This is a genomic window from Saccharothrix longispora, assembly GCF_030852425.1.
Classification (GTDB): domain Bacteria; phylum Actinomycetota; class Actinomycetes; order Mycobacteriales; family Pseudonocardiaceae; genus Actinosynnema; species Actinosynnema longispora.
This window is the reverse complement of the sequence record NZ_NSDM01000008.1, coordinates 157,883-174,641: the sequence shown is the minus strand read 5'-3', so window position 1 is coordinate 174,641 and position 16,759 is coordinate 157,883. Positions and strand designations below refer to the sequence as shown.

Here is a 16,759-nt window from a genome sequence, read left to right as displayed (position 1 = left end):
TCGCACGTCGGGAGGTTCGTCAGCGGAACACGTAGAGGGTCGCGGCCGTCGCGCCCGCCGCCAGCACCAGGCAGATGAACCCGGCGAGCAGCGCGTGGCGGAACCAGCCGCGGTCGTAGTCCAGGGCCGCCCGGCCCGGCCCGGCGAACAGCAGGCCGAACGCCATCGCCGCGTACGCGACCTCCAGCTCCACGCCGTTGGGCGCGAAGAACCCGCCCCGGTACTTGAGCGCGATCACGTTCGCCATCACGCCCAGCACGCCGGCCGCCGCCAGCGGCGTGAACAGGCCGAGGACGAGCAGACCGCCGCCCGCCAGCTCGGTGACGCCCGTCACCCACGCCAGGATGCGCGGCTCGCGGAAGCCCACCGACTGGAGGTAGTTCGCGAAGCCGTCGACGCCCGGTCCGCCGAACAGGCCGAACACCTTCTGCGACCCGTGCACCACGAACGCGCCGCCCAGGGCCAGTCGCAGCACCAGCAGGCCGATGTCGGGGCCGGCGCTCCACCCGAACGGCCTGCGCTCGTCGTCCTCGTCGTCGTAGTGGGAGGCGGGCTCGTCGAGCGTGGTGACCGGCGTGTACCCGGTGGAGTCGAAGCTCTGGGTGTCCTTGTCGTACGCCTGCGCGCCGAAGGCGGTGGTGCCGTCGTCGAAGTGGTGGACTCCGCCGCCGCCCGCGCTGCTCGTCGAGTAGAACCCGTCGTCGGAGTAGCCGCCCGAAGCCTTCGAGCGGTCGTCGTGAGTAGCCACGCACCCGCACGTTAGGAGGTTCGGACGACGACCGCGAGCGTCCGTTTCGCGGCGCAGGTTCACCCGAACGGGTTAATAATCGCCTGTCACCACGTTGACCGGCCGCTCTCCGCGGGCGTACCGGGCCACCTCGGCGGCCACCACGGCGTACGCGCGCTCGGTGTGACCCGTGCAGCTGCCCGCCACGTGGGGGGTGATGAACAGGCCCGGCGCCGTCCACAGTGGATGCCCCTCGGGCAGCGGCTCGGGCTCGGTGACGTCCAGCGCCGCCCGCAACCGGCCCGAGCGCAGCTCCGCGAGCAGCGCGTCGGTGTCGACCACCGCGCCGCGCGCCGCGTTCACCAGGACCGCGCCGTCCTTCATCCGGGCCAGGAACGCGGCGTCCACCAGCCCCGCGGTCCGCCCGGTCAGCGGCACCACGACCAGCACCGCGTCGAAGCCGCCCAGCAGCTCCGGCAGCTCGTCCACGCCGTGCACGCCGGGCCGGGCCGTGCGGCCGACCATCGTGGCGGTCGCGTCGAACGGCTCCAGCCGCCGCCGGAACTGCTCGCCCAGGTCGCCCGCGCCGACCACGAGCACCTTCTTGTCCTGCAACGTGTCCGTCGCGTGGAAGTCCCAGCGGCCCTCCTGCCGGGCCCGCTCGAACGCCGGGAAGTCGCGGTAGATCGAGAGCAGCGCGCCGATCGCCCACTCCGCCGTGCTGCCGCCGTGCGCGCCCCGGCACGTCGACAGCAGCACGCCGTCCGGCACCGCGCCGACGAACCGCTCCGCGCCCGCCGACAGCAGCTGCACGTACTTCAGCGCGGGCAGCTGCGCGAACACCTCGCCCGGGTCGGTGGTCTGGAGGAAGCGCGGCACGATCACCTCGGCCTCGGCGGCCTCGGCGGGCAACGGCTGCCCGGGCTCGTAGCGGACGGGCCGCACACCCTCCACCCGGGACAGGGCGCGGACACCGGTTTCGTCGGGAACCAGCACGGTGACACTCACGCCCCCGCACGTTACGGCACACTGGCCGCCATGCTGGAGCACGACGTCCGCAGCGCGGACGGCACGCGGATCAGGCTGTGGCGCACGGACGGCGACGGCCCGGACGTGCTCCTGTCCCCCGGTCTCGGCGCCGTGCCCGACGGCTGGCCGGAGCTGCCGACCGCCCGCGTGCACAGCTGGTACCACCGGGGCACCCCCGGGTCCGACCGGCCCGCCGACCCCACCCGCATCGAGGTGGCCGACCACGTGGCCGACGCGCTGGCCGTCCTCGACGACGCCGGGGTCGAGCGGTGCGTCGTGATGGGCTGGTCGATGGGGGTGACCGTGGCCGCCGAACTGGCGCTGCGGCACCCGTCGCGGGTCAGCGGGCTGATGCTCGTCGCCGGCTCGCCGGGGGACTCCTTCGCGGGCGTCCTCGCCGTGCCCGGCGTGCCGCCGGAGGTGCGGCGGCTGCTGGGCGTGGCGGGCGCCACGGCGTTGCGGGCCGCCGGGCCGCTGCTGGACGGCGTGCTGCACCGGCTGCCCGTGCCGAACCTGCCGCTCCCGCTGGTCGCGACGCTGCGGCGGTTCCTGCGGCACGACTGGCGGTGGTACTTCACGCTGGCGCTGGCGCTGGGCCGCACGCCCCCGCTCGACCTGGCCGGCGTGACGTGCCCCACCACCGTGCTCGCCGCGCGGTACGACGTGCTGGCCTGCACGTCGGGCGTGGTCGACCCGGTCGCCGCGCTGCCGCAGGCCAGGGTGCGGGTGCTGCCCAACACCCACTTCCTGCCGCTGGAGGACCCGCGCGTGGTCGTCGAGGAGCTGGAGCTGCTGCTCGACCGGGTGGCGGCGGTGGAGCGGGTGCTCGGCGACGACGTCGACGGGCCGCTCACCCCGCGTTCACGGCCGCGCGCTTAACCTGGGTGGTGTGTCGCGACTGCGTGGAGTGGTGATCGGGTCAGCCCTGGGCCTGCTGGTCGCGGGCTGCGCGAGCTTCCCCGAGCAGCCGGGACCGGCGGGGTGGAGCGCGGCGCAGCAGTTGACGCCGCAGGCCGGGCCGGTGCCCGAGCTGCCCGGTGAGCTGCCCAAGGCCCCGCAGGGGCAGGAACCGGGCCAGTCGCAGACCCCCGTGCCGCCGCCGCAGGGCTGCAAGGACTTCAACCCGGCCGTCGTCGGCACCTGCCTGGACCCGGTGTCCGGGGTCGCGCTGACCGACGTGAACCCGTCCACGGGCGCGGTGACGGCGCTGGCCACCGAGCGGTCCACCGGGCGGCTCGTGCGCGTGGCGAAGGACGTGGACCCGGTCGAGCTGGCCCGCTTCGACGTGGACGCCGCCGCCGACGGCGGGCTGACCGGGCTGACCCTGTCGCCCACCTATCCCGAGGACCAGCTCGTCTACGTGTACGTGACGACCGCCACCGACAACCGGGTGATGCGGATCGCACCCGGCGACGTGCTCAAGCCCGTGCTCACCGGCATCCCCAAGGGGCCCTCGGGCAACCGGGGCGTGCTGGCGCACGACCGCACCGGCGCGCTGCTCGTGGCCACCGGGGACGCGGGCGACCCGGCGTCGGCGGCCGACCCGGCGTCGCTGGCGGGGAAGGTGCTGCGGATCGACGGCTCCGGCCGGCCCGCGCCGGGCAACCCCACCGCCGGGTCGCGGGTGCTGGCCTCCGGGCTGCGGTCGCCGGGCGGGCTGTGCGTGTCCGGCGACGGGTCGAAGACGTGGGTGACCGACGCGGGCGCGTCGGCGGACCTGCTGTACCGGGTCGAGGCGGGCAAGGCCCTGGGCGACGCGGCGTGGTCGTGGCCGGAGCGGCCGGGCGTCGCCGGGTGCGCGTCGATGTCGGACATGGTGTGGGTCGCGACGTCCGCGACGCCGGGCACCCTGTCGCTGCCGATGAACCCGGACGGGAGCTTCACCGGGAAGCCGGAGCCGATGCTGGGGGGCGAGGACGGCTTCGGCCGCCTGGGGCCGTTGGTGGCGCTGGACGACCGGACCGCCCTGGCGGGGACGGTGAACAAGGCGGCCGGCGGGACCCCCGTGTCGAGCGACGACCGGGTCGTGATCATCCTCCGCCCGGACGCGGCGGGCGGCAGCAAGGACTGAGCGGCCCTCCTTCCCGGCTCCCCGCACGCTTCCCCGCTCCCCTGCCCGGCCCTCGGCCCGTCCGGGTCGTCCCCCGGTCTTCGGGACTTCCCGTTATCGCCCCTCGGCGGCGGCGTCCCCTGGTCGGCACCACGCGGTGCCGACCCGCGGACGCCCCGTCGAGGGGCCGCCGGGCGGCGGGTGTCGCGGGCGCAGCTGGAGGAGTCCGCCGCGGGCGCTTCGGCCGAGCGGTCCGCCGGGGTGGCCGAGGACGTCGTGTCCCCGCCCACCCGCGCTCCGGGACCTAGTGCGCCGTCCGGTAGATCGCGTCCGCCACCTGCCAGTACAACCCCTTCGGGTGGTCCCTGAAGAGGGGCTCCGTACCGAACAGCACCGCCTCGCCGCCGCGCGGCGACCTGCCCGCCACCACGGCCGCCTGACCGGCCGCCTCCGACTGGCCGCCGGTGCCGTCCGGGCGGCTCCCCCAGTGCCCCGCGACCAAGCCCCCGTAGCGTTGCAGCGCCCGGACTTCTCCCGCCAGGTCGGTGAACCAGTGAGGGGCGTACACGAACGAGTGGTGTTCGACGCCCGCGCCGTCGACCACCGACACCACGCCGTTCGCGTCCTCGCGGCCGGCCACCGGCCTCACCGGCAGCAGGGCCGTGTCGGTGGCGAAGCGGGCACCGGTCGCGCCCCGGGTCACCACGCCCCCTCCGGCCAGGAACGCGTCCACGGCGGCCCGGGCCGCGGGGACCAGTTGGTCGTAGCGCAGGCCCGACGAGACCAGCAGGACGTTCACGCCCGCCAGGTCGGCACCGGCGTTCAGGGTGGCCGTCGACACGGGCCTGACCTCGAACCCCATGTCCCGCAACGCCTTCAACTCGTCCGCCGCCACGGCACCCGCGACCACCGGGCGGGGCAGCGGACGGGTGGGAGCGGCCGTGGCAGCGGTGAAGCGGGCACCGTGGCGGTCGGAGGCGTCGGTGACGGCGGCACGGGCCGACGCGGGGACGACGATGGTGCCGTCGTCGGCTCGGCGCAGTTCCACGCCCCTCGCCAGCAGGTCGTTGACGGCCGCGGCGTCCTTGCCGTCGCGCGGGGTCAGGGCCAGGTCGCTCCCGGGGGGCGCCTCGACCGATCCCGTCGGCGAGGCGGCGGCCACGGGGCGGCCCCGCACGTCCAGGCCGCCGGAGACCACCGCCTCGACGGTGGCGCCCCACAGCAGGCCGTGGCTCCAGCCGCTGATGTCGTACATGACGTCCACCCGGTCGGAGATGTCGCGCCCGGCCTCCAGCAGCGCGTTGGCCAGCGCCCGCTTCGGCTGGTGCATGTCGACGACGTACGACCCCGCGGGGTGGTCGCGGCCGGCCAGGGTGAACGGGCGCTCCGCCCGCACCACCCGGACGTCGTGCGCCACCAGGTGGTCCACCAGGCGCGCGGCGGCGGCGCCGGAGCGCTGGCCGGCGCCGACCGGGATGACGTAGGCGCGGGGGAACGTGGTGGTGTAGCGGTCCTCGGGGCCGAAGCCGGGGACGATGCCGTCGGGCGCGGGCCGCTGGGGTTCGCCGAACAGGCCCCGGCGGAACAGCTCGATCTGGTTGTCGAGCATGGACGTGCGGTTGTCGCGCACGTAGCCGAGCGCGCTGCGGACCGTGGCCTCGACGACGTCGGTGTTGATCGCGGAGCGGCGGCGCAGCTCGGGCTCGGGCAGCGTCCGGTACTCGCCGCGGTTGACCCGCATGGGGACCTCGACCGTGTAGGACACGGCGCCGTGGTACATCGAGTACTGGGCGGTGTAGATGGGTGCCCACCCGTCCCACACGCCGGGTTCGTAGTCGCGGAACGGGATCTCGGGCTTGGCGGCCTCGGGGTGGCCGAGTGCCCGCACGGCCTTCTCCATGCGCAGCCCGCCCGCGTACCCGTGCCGGATGTAGAGGTCGAAGTCGTAGTTCTGGCCGTGCGGCGGGGTGGTGGGCTCGACGAGGGTGTTGGTCACGTACCCGTGCTCGTCGAGCACGAGCAGCGGCTGGATGCGCTTGACGACGTCGCGCAGGGCCCGGGACTCGGGCTGCGAGTTGGTGGCGAAGTCGCGGTTGAGGTCGAACCCCGCGCCGTTGGCGCGGGTGCCGGCGACGCGCCCGTCGGGGTTGGCGCTGAGGGTGAAGTAGACGCGGTGGCGGCGCAGGAACGGCGCCGAGGAGGGGGTGAGCGCGAGGTCCTCGATGACGCGCAGGGCGCCGTCGGTGCCCTCCCACTCGTCGCCGTGGATGTTGGCGTTGACCCAGACCGGCGCCTTGTAGGCGGCGCGCAGGAGGATGTCGCGGCGCGCGGCCACGGGGTCGTTCTCGATCTTCTCCCGCCACGCGTCCTGGCGGCGGGTCTCGGCGGGCGCCTCGGGCGCGGTGAGGGTGACGAGGTACAGGTCACGGCCCGCGGTGGAGCGGCCGACGACCTCGACGGACACGCGGTCGCTGCGGCGCTGGAGGTCGTTGAGGCGGGGCGCGAGGGAGTGGTACGGGGCGAGGCCGAGCTTGACGGCCTTGTCGGTGGGGTCCTCGGGGTAGGCGCGGAGCTGGGTTCGGCGCGGGTAGCCGGGGTTGGCGTCGGGCCAGTTGTCGCCGCGCGCGGTGGCGGTGGCGAGCGGCGCGTCGGTGGCGGCGACCTGGTTGCGCTCGGGGCCGTTGCCGGGTTCGTGGCCGCGTCCGGTGGCCGGGTCGGCGGTCGCGGGTGTGGTCAGCGTGGTCAGCAGCAGTGCGGCGAGCAGGATGGAGCGCACCGGTCACCCTCCGATCACCGGGGAACCCGCGGGGGGGTTCACGTCCATCCTGACTAGCGGGTGGGTCGGCTCCGGGTCAACCGGTCATCGGGAGGGTCGGCCGGCGGCGTGGCGGGTCCGGCCGGCCCCCGCGGGGAGGGGTCAGCCGGAGCCGAGGCAGACGAACGGCCTGCGCAGGGGGTCGGCGGCGACGGCGTCGGCCAGGGCCACGGCGGGTCGGGCGCCGCCGGCGAGGTGGCGGTGGAAGTCGGCCATCGCGGCGGCGGAGGGCTCGTCGCCCACGCGGCTGGACGCGGCGATGACGGTGCGCGCGCCGCCGGCGAGGAGCGCCCCGGCGAACCCGAGGGGCTCGTCACCGGGGCGGACGCGGTTGAGGGCGAGCTCGCAGGCGGCGAGCACGACCCGGTGGGGCGGGCGGCGGAGGCGACCGACCTCGTGGGCGAACACGGCGCCGTCGACGAGTTCGAGCCGGGAGAACAGGGCGTTCTCGGGTTCGTGCTCGCCGTGGGCGGCGATGTGGGCGAGTTCGACGCCGTCGAGGGCGTCGAGGACGGCGGCGACGCGGGCTTCGGGGACGCCGAGGCACGTGGCGTCCCGGTGGTAGCCGGCGAGGCGGTCGATCTCCCCCTCGGCGGCTTCCAGGCCGGGGCCGCGGACGAGGAGGACGCCGCCGGCCGGTTCGCGCTCGGCGCGGGTGGCGGACAGCCAGGCGGTGGCGGACGGCACGGCGGTGGTGGGCCGGTTCGCGCAGGTCGGGAGGACGCCCCAGGGCACGACGTAGAGGGCTCCGGTGGGCACGACGACGAGTTCGCGGTCGCCGATCATGGGCGCGAGGGGGCGCAGCAGGAGCCGGTCGAGCTTGTCGGCCTCGCGGCGCGCGGAGGCGGCGATGACGTCGACCAGGGGCGGTGCGAGGTGGTCGGGGGCGAGGGCGTTGAGGTCGGCGTGGAGGCGGCGGGCGCCTTCGGTGGCGGCGGTGGCCGAGCCGAGGTGCACCATGCGGACGCGGTCGTCGGCGAGGACGACGGCGATGAGGTCGTCGTCGACGACGGCGAAGCTGACCAGGGCGCGGCCGTCGAGGCGGGCGAGGACCTCGTCCGGGGTGCCGACCGGGCGGGGTGTGCCCCACGGGCTGGCGGCGCTCCAGCCCAGGCGGGAGGCGGCGCGCTGGCTCGCCTTGAGGCGCGACTCCAGTTCGGCGGTGGGCAGGCCGTCGAGGCGGGCGCGGAGCAGGACGCGGCTGAGCCGGCGCACCTCGGTGATCCGCTCGCCCAGTTCGGAGTCCACTGTGGACTCGGCGGGGTCGTAGCGGTAGAGCTGGGCGCGGGTGCGCTCGAGCCAGGTGAAGAGGCGCTTGGCGTTGGCGGCCGAGTCGCGGCCGCGCAGCACCAGCCGCACGGCGAGCTCGCCCAGCTCGCGGCCGTGCACGGCGGTGCCGGAGACGAGTTCGAGGCCGCCGAGGCCGTCGCGCATGCGGCCCAGCTCGGCGAGGCCGGCCTTGGCCTGGGCGAGGGCGACGCGCTGGTTGCCGCGGGCGAGGGCGAGTTCGGCCCGGGCGAGCCGCAGCAGCATGCGGTGGTCGATGGGCGCGATGCGGCGGGACTTGGGGACGCTGCGCAGCAGGGCGTCGGCGCGGTCGGGGTCGCCGCGGCGGATCTCCAGGCGGGCGGCGAGGACGAGCGCGAACGCGGCCTGGTCGCCGAGCTTGAGGCGGGCGAGTTCGGCGGACAGCGCTTCGGCGCGGGCGACGACGGTGGCGGAGGGGCGTCCGGCGAGGGCGCGCGCGGCGTCCACGCGCAGGGCGATGAGGCCGGCGACGGCGGCCCACGCGGGGCTGCCGCGGCGGGCGAGCTTGCGCTGGGCGGCGCCCGCCGTGCGCTTGGCGAGCGCCGCGTCACCGTCCTGGAGGGCGGCGGCGGCGCGGAGCAGCTCGGCTTCGGCGACGTCCTGGCCGATGCGCTGGCGGCGCAGGTCCGGCAGGACCTCGTCGAGCAGCCGGCCGGCCTCGTCGGCGAGGCCGACGCTGATCATGGCCTCGGCCTGGTCGATGCGCAGGCGCAGCAGCAGGCCGGGTTCGAGCTCCTGGAACGCCCGGTTGGCCTCGTGGTAGTGCCGCAGGGCGACGGGGATGTCGCCGGCGCGCTGCACGGCGTTGCCGAGGGCGTGCTTGGCGATGGCGGCGCGCAGCGGCAGGTCGTGGGCCTCGGCGAGGGCGACGACGCGGTCGAGGTCGCGGACGGCCTTGTCGTGGCGGTGCACCTCGCCGTGGGCGTTGCCCCGGTTGGACAGGGCGAGCGCGAGGAGGTTGACCGCGTCGAGGTCGGGGGACGTGGCCCGCTGGATCACGGCGTCGAGCAGGTCGACGACGACGTCGAGGCTGGCGATGCCCTCGTCGATGCGGCCGACGCGGCACAGCAGGGCGGAGCGGTTGAGGTTCGCGGTGGTGGCGAGCCGGGTGCGCAGGCCGTCGTCGCGCAGTTCCCCCAGCTCTCGGTCGACGGCGGCGAACTGGAGCAGGCCGTCCTCGACGTTGCCGGTCTCACCGAGGCAGAAGGCGAGGAGGCTGAGCAGCCGGATGCGGACCTCGTGGCGCTCCTGCGGGTCGATGCCGGGGGTTTCGAGCAGTTCCAGGCCGCGGCGCATCTGCCGGATGGCGACCGGGTGCCGGTCCGCGGTCGCGGCGTCCAGCGCGCTGTCGCGCAGCTGCCGGGCGAGGGCGACTGCCCGGGCGGACTTCGGCGCAGGCACGGTCATATGAGATCACAACCGGGGAGCGGGCACCGCCGACTCGGCGTCGGCGGTGCCCGCCACGTGTCACCGGGTGTCCGCTAGACGGCGGCCGCCGGCTCGCTGCCGGGCTTGTACGGGCCGCCCTGGGGCGTGGGCAGCGGCTCGCTGCCGGGCTTGTAGGGGCCGCCGGTGGGCTTCGGCAGACCGCCGCCGCCCGTGCCGAGGCCACCGCCGGCACCGAGGCCGACCTCGGGTGCCACCACGTCGGTCGTCGCGTCGACCATGTCGTCCTCGATCGCGTCGATCTCCGCGACGAGCTTCGGATCGGTTCCAGCCATGACGTCGTCCTCCCCTACAACGGGCCCTTCCGGGCACCTACGGCGGGTGATCGTCCGGTGGCGACCTCCCCGACCGCCGTCCGAACGGTGGCAAGCCTTACACAGACGGACGCATGCACAAGAGGAAATCTCACTAAGCGCTACCAAGATCACTTCCGACACCGCGATGACCAGCAACGGCGTCCTCAGTTGAGCTTCGTTACCACTCGAACGGACGAATGTGTTCACAGGCTGCATGCACTGTGAGTCCGCAATAAGGGGACCGCGCCGGACCCCGGGAACGCCGGTGGGGGCGGCGCCCGACGGCACCGCCCCCACCCGGACGGACTACTGGGAGCAGCGGGCGACGACGAGCTCCCGCACGCGCTTGGCGTCCGCCTGGCCCTTCGTCGCCTTCATCACCGCGCCGACGATCGCGCCCGCCGCGGCGACCTTGCCGTCGCGGATCTTCGCCGCCACGTCCGGCTGCGCGGCCAGCGCCTCGTCGACCGCCTTCTCCAGCGCGGAGTCGTCGGACACGACCTTCAGGCCGCGCGCCTCGACGACCGCGTCCGGCCCGCCCTCGCCGTCCAGGACGCCGACGACGACCTCGCGGGCCATCTTGTTGGTCAGCTCGCCGGAGTTGACCATCGCCACGACCCGCGCCACCTGCGCCGGCGTGATGGCCAGCCCGGACAGCTCGACACCGCGGCCGTTGGCCTGCTGCGGCAGGTACGACACCCACCACGACCGGGCCTCGGCCGACGTCGCGCCCGCCTCGACGGTGGCCGCCACCAGGTCCAGCGCACCGGTGTTCACCAGGTCGCGCAGCTCCGGGTCGGTGAGGCCCCACTCCCGCTGGACGCGCTTGCGGCGCTCCCACGGCAGCTCCGGCAGCGTCCCGCGCAGCTCCTCGACCCACTCGCGCGACGGCGCGACCGGCACCAGGTCGGGCTCCGGGAAGTACCGGTAGTCCTCCGCGGTCTCCTTCTTGCGCCCCGGCGAGGTGCTGCCCGTCGACTCGTCGAAGTGGCGGGTCTCCTGGGTGACCGAGCCGCCGTTCGCGAGCACCGCCGCCTGGCGGGTCATCTCGAACCGCACGGCCCGCTCGACGCTGCGCAGCGAGTTCACGTTCTTCGTCTCGGTGCGCGTGCCCAGCTCGCCCGTGGTCTTCGGCGAGAGCGACACGTTCGCGTCGCACCGCAGCGAGCCCTGGTCCATCCGGACGTCCGACACGTCGAGCGCCTTGAGCAGGTCCCGCAGCGCCGTCACGTACGCGCGCGCCACCTCGGGCGCCCGCTCACCGGTGCCCGGGATCATCTTGGTGACGATCTCGATCAGCGGCACGCCCGCGCGGTTGTAGTCCAGCAGCGAGTGCTCGGCGCCGTGGATGCGGCCGGTCGCGCCACCGACGTGCAGCGACTTGCCGGTGTCCTCCTCCATGTGGGCGCGCTCGATCTCGACCCGCACGACCTCGCCGTCGTCCAGCGCCACGTCGAGCCAGCCGTTGAACGCGATCGGCTCGTCGTACTGCGAGGTCTGGAAGTTCTTCGGCATGTCCGGGTAGAAGTAGTTCTTCCGGGCGAACCGGCACCACTCGGCGATCTCGCAGTTCAGCGCGAGGCCGATGCGGATGGCCGACTCGATCGCGGTGGCGTTGACCACCGGCAGCGCGCCGGGCAGGCCCAGGCACACCGGGCACACGTTCGTGTTGGGTTCGCCGCCGAACGCGTTGGCGCACCCGCAGAACATCTTGGTGTTGGTGTGCAGCTCGACGTGCACCTCCAACCCCAGCACCGGGTCGTAGCGCTCGACGACCTCGGCGTAGTCCATCAGCTCGTCGACCGACGTCATGCCTTCCCGCCCTTCCGCAGCCCGCGCACGGCCAGCGCCGCACCGGTGATGGCCACCAGGACGCTCGCCGCCGCGTTGGCCAGCGCCAGCTTGTCGCCCTTGCCGCGGGCCGACTTCAACGTGGAGAACGCGCTGGTCGCGGCGCCCGCGGCACCGACCAGCGACAGGACCACCCGTGCCTTCTTCACCGCGCACCCGCCGGTTCCGGCGCGCCCAGGATCAGCGGCGAGCCGTCCGCCGCGTCCCGCGCCACCTCGTAGGCCGCCGCCACCCGGTACATCCGGTGGTCCTGCAGCGCCGGGGCCATGATCTGGAGGCCCACCGGCAGCCCGTCCTCGTCGGACAGTCCACTCGGGACGCTCATGGCCGCGTTGCCCGCCAGGTTGGCGGGGATCGTGCACAGGTCGGCCCGGTACATCGCCATCGGGTCGCCGGTGCGCTCGCCGATCCGGAACGCCGTGGTGGGCGTGGTCGGCGACACCAGCACGTCGACGGTCGCGAACGCCGCCTCGAAGTCCCGCGAGATCAGGGTGCGCACCTTCTGCGCCGACCCGTAGTACGCGTCGTAGTAGCCCGACGACAGCGCGTACGTGCCGATCATGATGCGGCGCTTCACCTCGGGGCCGAACCCGGCCTCGCGGGTCAGCGACATGACCTCCTCGGCGCTGCGGGTGCCGTCGTCGCCCACCCGGATGCCGTAGCGCATGGCGTCGAAGCGGGCCAGGTTGGACGACGCCTCGCTGGGCGCGATCAGGTAGTACGCGGGCAGCGCGTAGTCGAAGCTCGGGCAGGAGACCTCGACGACCTCCGCGCCGAGCTGCTTGAGCCGCGCCACGGCCGCCTCGAAGCTGCGCAGCACGCCCGGCTGGTAGCCCTCGCCGGCGAACTGGGTGACCACGCCGACGCGCACGCCGGACAGGTCGCCGTTCGCGCCCTCGCGGGCCGCCGCCACCACCGGTGGGACCGGCGCGTCGATCGAGGTGGAGTCCAGCGGGTCGTGACCGGCGATGACCTCGTGCAGCAGGGCCGCGTCCAGCACCGTGCGGGCGCACGGGCCGGCCTGGTCCAGCGACGAGGAGAACGCCACGAGGCCGTAGCGCGACACGCCGCCGTAGGTGGGCTTCACGCCGACCGTGCCGGTCACCGCGCCGGGCTGGCGGATCGAGCCGCCGGTGTCCGTGCCGATCGACAGCGGGGCCTCGAACGCGGCCAGGGCCGCCGCCGAACCGCCGCCGGAGCCGCCGGGGATGCGGTCGAGGTCCCACGGGTTGCGGGTCGGCCCGTAGGCGGAGTTCTCGGTGGAGGAGCCCATCGCGAACTCGTCCATGTTGGTCTTGCCGAGGATCACCACGCCCGCCTCCTTGAGGCGGCGGGTGACCGTGGCGTCGTAGGGCGGCAACCAGCCCTCGAGCATCCTGGAGCCGACCGTGGTCGGCACGCCCTCGGTGGTGAAGACGTCCTTCAGGGCCAGCGGCACACCGGCCAGCGGGCCGACGGCCTCACCGGCGGCGACGGCGTCGTCCACCTTCTTCGCGGCGGCCAGCGCGCCCTCGGTGTCGACGTGCAGGAACGCGTGCACCGCGCCGTCGACCTCGCCGATCCGGTCGAGGTGGGCCTGCGCCACCTCGACGGCGGAGACCTCGCGGCCCGCGATCCTCGCGGCGAGCTCGGCCGCGGTGCTGCGGATCAAGTCCTTGCTCATGCTTCCTCACCCAGGATTCGGGGAACGCGGAAGCGGCCTTCCTCGGCGGCGGGGGCGCCGGCGAGCGCCTGCTGCTGACCGAGGCTGGGACGCACCACGTCCTCGCGGAACACGTTGGTCAGCGGGACGGCGTGCGACGTGGGCGGGATGTCCGCGGTGGCGATGTCGCCGACCGTGGCAACCGACTGGAGGATCACGTCCAACTGGCCCGCGAACAGGTCGAGCTCGTCGTCGGTGACGGCGAGCCTCGCCAGTCGGGCCAGGTGCGCGACCTCGTCGCGGGAGATGCTCGGCACCTCGTCAACCCCCGGGGGTCTGGTTTTCTCGGATTTTGGACCCACCGAGTCTATTGGCTGGTCAGGGCGACCTCGTACCGGGTTGTCCGCTCCCGCGCGCGGGGGTGCGCGATTTTACCGGTGCGCAACGCGGCCGGTGGGTCCGAAAGCGAAGCCGCGTCTGCGAGAATCACCGGTCGGCAAGTACCACCACCTGCTCTGGAGGCGTGCACCGTGTCCTTCCTGATCCGGGTCCAGCTCCCGGACCGTCCCGGCGCGCTGGGCGCGGTCGCCACCGCGCTCGGCCACATCGGGGCCGACATACTGAGCGTGGACGTGGTGGAGCGCGGCGCGGGCCTGGCCATCGACGACCTGGTGGTCGAGCTGCCCTCCGGGCGGCTGCCGGACGTGCTGATCACGGCGGCCGAGTCCATCGACGGTGTCGAGGTGGACGCGGTCCGGCCGTACGCGGGGGTGCTGGACACCCACCGCGAGCTGGAGCTGGTCGAGGAGGTCGCCGAGGACCCCAAGCACGGGCTGGAGGTCTTCACCGAGGGCGTCCCGAAGATCATCCGGGCCGGGTGGGCCGTGGTGGTGTCGTGGGACGGCGCGAAGGTGCACCGGTTGACCTCGTCGTCGGCCGCGCCGGAGACCCGCCTGGAGGCGCAGCCGTGGATGCCGCTGGCGCGGGCGACGGTGCTCGACGGCGACGACGACTGGGTGCCCGAGACGTGGCGCGAGCTGGGCACCGAGCTGGCCGCCACGCCGCTGGGCAAGCCGGACCGCGTGCTGCTGGTGGGCAGACCGGGCGGTCCGATGTTCCGCGCGGCCGAGGTGGCCCGCCTGGCGCACCTGGCGGGCATCGTGTCCGTCGTGCTGCCGGACTGAGCCGGGCCGGGCCGAGTCCCGGCCGGAACGAGCCGGACCGGGTCAGCCCTCCCTGCCGGAGACGGCGACCGCGACGCCCAGTCCGATCATCGTCACCCCGCCGACCCCGCCGACCGCCGCGAGCCGCCGGGGTGATCGGGCGAACCAGTTCCGCGCGGTGCCCGCGGCGAGTCCCCACGCGCTGTCCGAGACCACCGCGATGAGGTTGAACACCAGGCCGAGCAGCAGCACCTGGCCCACCACGTGCCCGCGCGCCGGGTCGACGAACTGCGGCAGCACGGCGGCGAAGAACACCACGGTCTTGGGGTTGGCCACGCCGACCGCGAACCCCTCCCACAGCGTGCGCAGGCCACCGCGTGCGGCGGCGACGCCGGCGGACGAGGCCGTCAGCCCGCCCCGCCGCCGCACCGCCCGCACGCCCAGGTGCACCAGGTAGGCGGCGCCCGCGAGCTTCAGCGCGGTGAACACGACCACCGAGCGCTCCACGACCGCGCCCACCCCGAACGCCACCGCCACCACCAGCAGGTACGCGCCCAGGGTGTTGCCGACGACGGTGATCAGCGCCGCTCGGCGGCCCTGTGCCAGGGCCCGCCCGATGACGAACAGCACGCTGGGCCCCGGCACGAGGATCAGCGCGGACGACAGGGCCGCGAAGGCCGGCAACCGGTCGGTGGACACCACGGGCCCAGGCTAGGCGGCGACGCCAAGCCGTTTTACCCGCGCGCCTGGGCGACCAGTCGCGCGTTCGTCAGGCCCGTCTCGCCGCCGCGACCCAGCAGGGTGTCCTCCAGGCCGACGCGGGTGTCCAGCCCGCGGGAGAGCGCCAGGTCCAGCACCGGCCACGCGCTGCCGTCCTCGCCGTGCAGCAGCAGCGGCGCGCCGAGCGGCGCCAGCAGGTCGAGCAGGCGCTCGGCGTCGTCGGTGGTGCCCCCCGGCCGCACCTCGGCCAGCACCCGGACCGCACCCGGTGGCAGGCCCGCGTCGAGCAGGGTGCGCGCCGCGTCCTCGTGGAACACGCCCAGCTCGACGCCGACGCCCGCGTCGCGCAGGGCGGCGGCGGTCTCCCGCCAGCCCTCCTCGTGGACGTTGACCGACGCCACGTCCGGGCGGCCCGCCGCCAGTCCCGCCCAGCCGCGCACCAGCTCGGCCCGCCGCACCGGGTCGGGCACGATCCACGCGCCCGTCGTCACGCCGATCTCCGCGCCCGGCACGGCGGCGCGCACCACCGCCACCGCCGTGGCGACCTCGGGTCCCGCCAGGACCTCCAGCCCCACCACGTCGCGCGGGTGGAGGTGGAACGCCGCCACGCCCAGCTCGGCGCACGCCGCGGCGTCCGCGGCCAGCTGCTGCGGGGTGATCGGCAGGCTCGGGTGGGCGCCCGGCCGGCGGGCGCCGTTCAGACAGGCCTGTAGCACGCGACCCACTCAACCGCACGGTGTTGGATACCGCCATGCGGACGCTCACCCCGGCCCTGCTCCGACACCACGCGGGAGCCAAGTCGTACTGGCGCGGGTTGACCTACCGGGACTCCGTGGTGGACCTGGTCGTGCGCTCGCGGCACGTGGACGCGACCGTCGTCGGCGCCGACGCCTACCGGGTGTCGCTGGCCTGGGAGGACACCCACCTGACGGGCTCCTGCTCGTGCCCGTACGGGGCGCAGGGGTTCTTCTGCAAGCACTGCGTCGCGGTCGGCCTGGTGCTGCTCGACCGCGGCCTCACCGTGCCGCCGCCGGACGCGGAGGACGCGGAGCTGCGCGCCCGGCTGGGCGAGCTGGAGCACGCCGAGCTGGTCGAGCTGCTCTACGAGCGCGCCTGCGCCGACCGGGCGCTGTACGACGCCGTCATGCGAGTTCGAGGCTGAACGCGCACGCCACGACGTCCGTGCCGGGCACCGGCAGCCAGTCGCGCTCGGGCAGCCGCCGGAACCCCAGCCGCCGGTAGAGGCGGTGCGCGGTGAGCATCCGCTCGGAGCTGCTCATCACCAGCCGCCGCGCGCCCAGCTCCCGCGCCCGCGCGACGACCGCCAGCACCAGTGCCTCCCCGACGCCCCGCCCGCGCGCGCCGGGGCTCACCGCGAGCATCCGGAACTCGACCTCGCCCGGCCGGCTGACCTCGGCGTACGGGGTGCCGGGCCGCACCACGGTGACCGTGCCCAGCACCGTGTCCGCCACGTCCACCGCCACCAGCAGCTCCGCTTGCGCGGCCCGGGTCCGCGCGTCGACCAGCACGTCGGCGTACCCGCCGGTGTGGCTGTCGACGTGCCGGTCGACCCGGTAGGCGGCCACGGTGACCTCGCCCGCCGCCGCCCACTCGTCTTCCCTCGCCGGCCTCACCACGACGTCGGCCATCTGGCACCCCTCCACCTCGGCGACTCCCCGATCCCCACCCAGACAACTGCGCGGGTGGTGCTG

At 74.8% G+C, this 16,759-nt stretch carries 16 protein-coding genes; 4 read left to right on the top strand and 12 right to left on the bottom strand.

All coding sequences use genetic code 11. From position 1 onward, the window contains the following. Positions 1-19: 19 nt before the first annotated feature. Both CKY47_RS19995 and CKY47_RS19990 read right to left on the bottom strand, forming a co-directional pair. Positions 20-748, bottom strand: coding sequence for a DoxX family protein (locus tag CKY47_RS19995; protein WP_306747412.1), 729 nt, complete (start codon positions 746-748; stop codon positions 20-22). A gap of 72 nt (positions 749-820) precedes the next feature. Next, positions 821-1,735: a 2-hydroxyacid dehydrogenase gene (locus CKY47_RS19990; protein ID WP_306747411.1), complete on the bottom strand. Its 915-nt coding sequence runs from the start codon at positions 1,733-1,735 to the stop codon at positions 821-823. 30 nt (positions 1,736-1,765) lie between these two features. Here CKY47_RS19990 and CKY47_RS19985 point away from each other — a divergent pair, with 30 nt between their 5' ends. Further along, the gene (locus tag CKY47_RS19985) at positions 1,766-2,635 is read left to right on the top strand and encodes an alpha/beta fold hydrolase (protein WP_306747410.1); all 870 of its coding nucleotides are present in this window, start codon (positions 1,766-1,768) and stop codon (positions 2,633-2,635) included. 28 nt (positions 2,636-2,663) lie between these two features. After that, on the top strand, positions 2,664-3,827 hold the full coding sequence (locus CKY47_RS19980; protein ID WP_371320710.1) for a PQQ-dependent sugar dehydrogenase: 1,164 nt from the start codon (positions 2,664-2,666) through the stop codon (positions 3,825-3,827). A gap of 283 nt (positions 3,828-4,110) precedes the next feature. Here CKY47_RS19980 and CKY47_RS19975 read toward each other — a convergent pair whose 3' ends face one another. From CKY47_RS19975 to gatC, 7 genes are all read right to left on the bottom strand, one after another. Further along, entirely contained in the window at positions 4,111-6,582 is a 2,472-nt protein-coding gene (locus tag CKY47_RS19975) for a M14 family zinc carboxypeptidase (RefSeq protein WP_306747408.1), read from the bottom strand. Between the two features lie 141 nt (positions 6,583-6,723). Continuing rightward, complete coding sequence (locus CKY47_RS19970) at positions 6,724-9,330, bottom strand: CHAT domain-containing protein (protein WP_371320701.1); 2,607 nt, start codon at positions 9,328-9,330, stop codon at positions 6,724-6,726. 80 nt (positions 9,331-9,410) lie between these two features. After that, positions 9,411-9,650, bottom strand: coding sequence for a hypothetical protein (locus tag CKY47_RS19965; RefSeq protein ID WP_306747406.1), 240 nt, complete (start codon positions 9,648-9,650; stop codon positions 9,411-9,413). 327 nt (positions 9,651-9,977) lie between these two features. Continuing rightward, positions 9,978-11,483 (bottom strand): Asp-tRNA(Asn)/Glu-tRNA(Gln) amidotransferase subunit GatB, encoded by a 1,506-nt coding sequence (gene gatB / locus CKY47_RS19960; RefSeq protein ID WP_306747405.1) that lies wholly within the window; start codon positions 11,481-11,483, stop codon positions 9,978-9,980. Beyond that, on the bottom strand, positions 11,480-11,671 hold the full coding sequence (locus tag CKY47_RS19955; RefSeq protein ID WP_306747404.1) for a hypothetical protein: 192 nt from the start codon (positions 11,669-11,671) through the stop codon (positions 11,480-11,482). Before CKY47_RS19955 ends, gatB begins: the two co-directional genes overlap by 4 nt. Then, positions 11,668-13,185: an Asp-tRNA(Asn)/Glu-tRNA(Gln) amidotransferase subunit GatA gene (gatA, locus tag CKY47_RS19950; protein ID WP_306747403.1), complete on the bottom strand. Its 1,518-nt coding sequence runs from the start codon at positions 13,183-13,185 to the stop codon at positions 11,668-11,670. Before gatA ends, CKY47_RS19955 begins: the two co-directional genes overlap by 4 nt. Beyond that, positions 13,182-13,481, bottom strand: a complete 300-nt coding sequence (gatC, locus tag CKY47_RS19945) for an Asp-tRNA(Asn)/Glu-tRNA(Gln) amidotransferase subunit GatC (protein WP_015804727.1) — start codon at positions 13,479-13,481, stop codon at positions 13,182-13,184. Before gatC ends, gatA begins: the two co-directional genes overlap by 4 nt. A gap of 213 nt (positions 13,482-13,694) precedes the next feature. On the opposite strand from gatC, the gene CKY47_RS19940 reads away from it, so the two are divergent. Beyond that, positions 13,695-14,348: an ACT domain-containing protein gene (locus CKY47_RS19940; RefSeq protein WP_306747402.1), complete on the top strand. Its 654-nt coding sequence runs from the start codon at positions 13,695-13,697 to the stop codon at positions 14,346-14,348. A gap of 42 nt (positions 14,349-14,390) precedes the next feature. On the opposite strand, the gene CKY47_RS19935 is transcribed toward CKY47_RS19940, so the two are convergent. Both CKY47_RS19935 and CKY47_RS19930 read right to left on the bottom strand, forming a co-directional pair. Beyond that, a complete protein-coding gene (locus tag CKY47_RS19935; protein WP_306747401.1) occupies positions 14,391-15,029 on the bottom strand; it encodes a LysE family translocator in 639 nt (212 codons plus the stop codon). A 32-nt stretch (positions 15,030-15,061) separates the two neighbouring features. After that, positions 15,062-15,763, bottom strand: coding sequence for a 3-keto-5-aminohexanoate cleavage protein (locus CKY47_RS19930; RefSeq protein WP_306747400.1), 702 nt, complete (start codon positions 15,761-15,763; stop codon positions 15,062-15,064). A gap of 35 nt (positions 15,764-15,798) precedes the next feature. On the opposite strand from CKY47_RS19930, the gene CKY47_RS19925 reads away from it, so the two are divergent. Next, positions 15,799-16,209 carry an SWIM zinc finger family protein gene (locus CKY47_RS19925; RefSeq protein WP_306747399.1) on the top strand — a complete coding sequence of 137 codons (411 nt, stop codon included), beginning with the start codon at positions 15,799-15,801 and terminating at the stop codon, positions 16,207-16,209. On the opposite strand, the gene CKY47_RS19920 is transcribed toward CKY47_RS19925, so the two are convergent. Continuing rightward, positions 16,190-16,696, bottom strand: coding sequence for a GNAT family N-acetyltransferase (locus CKY47_RS19920; protein ID WP_306747398.1), 507 nt, complete (start codon positions 16,694-16,696; stop codon positions 16,190-16,192). The genes CKY47_RS19925 and CKY47_RS19920 overlap by 20 nt on opposite strands. Between the last annotated feature and the right edge of the window lie 63 nt (positions 16,697-16,759).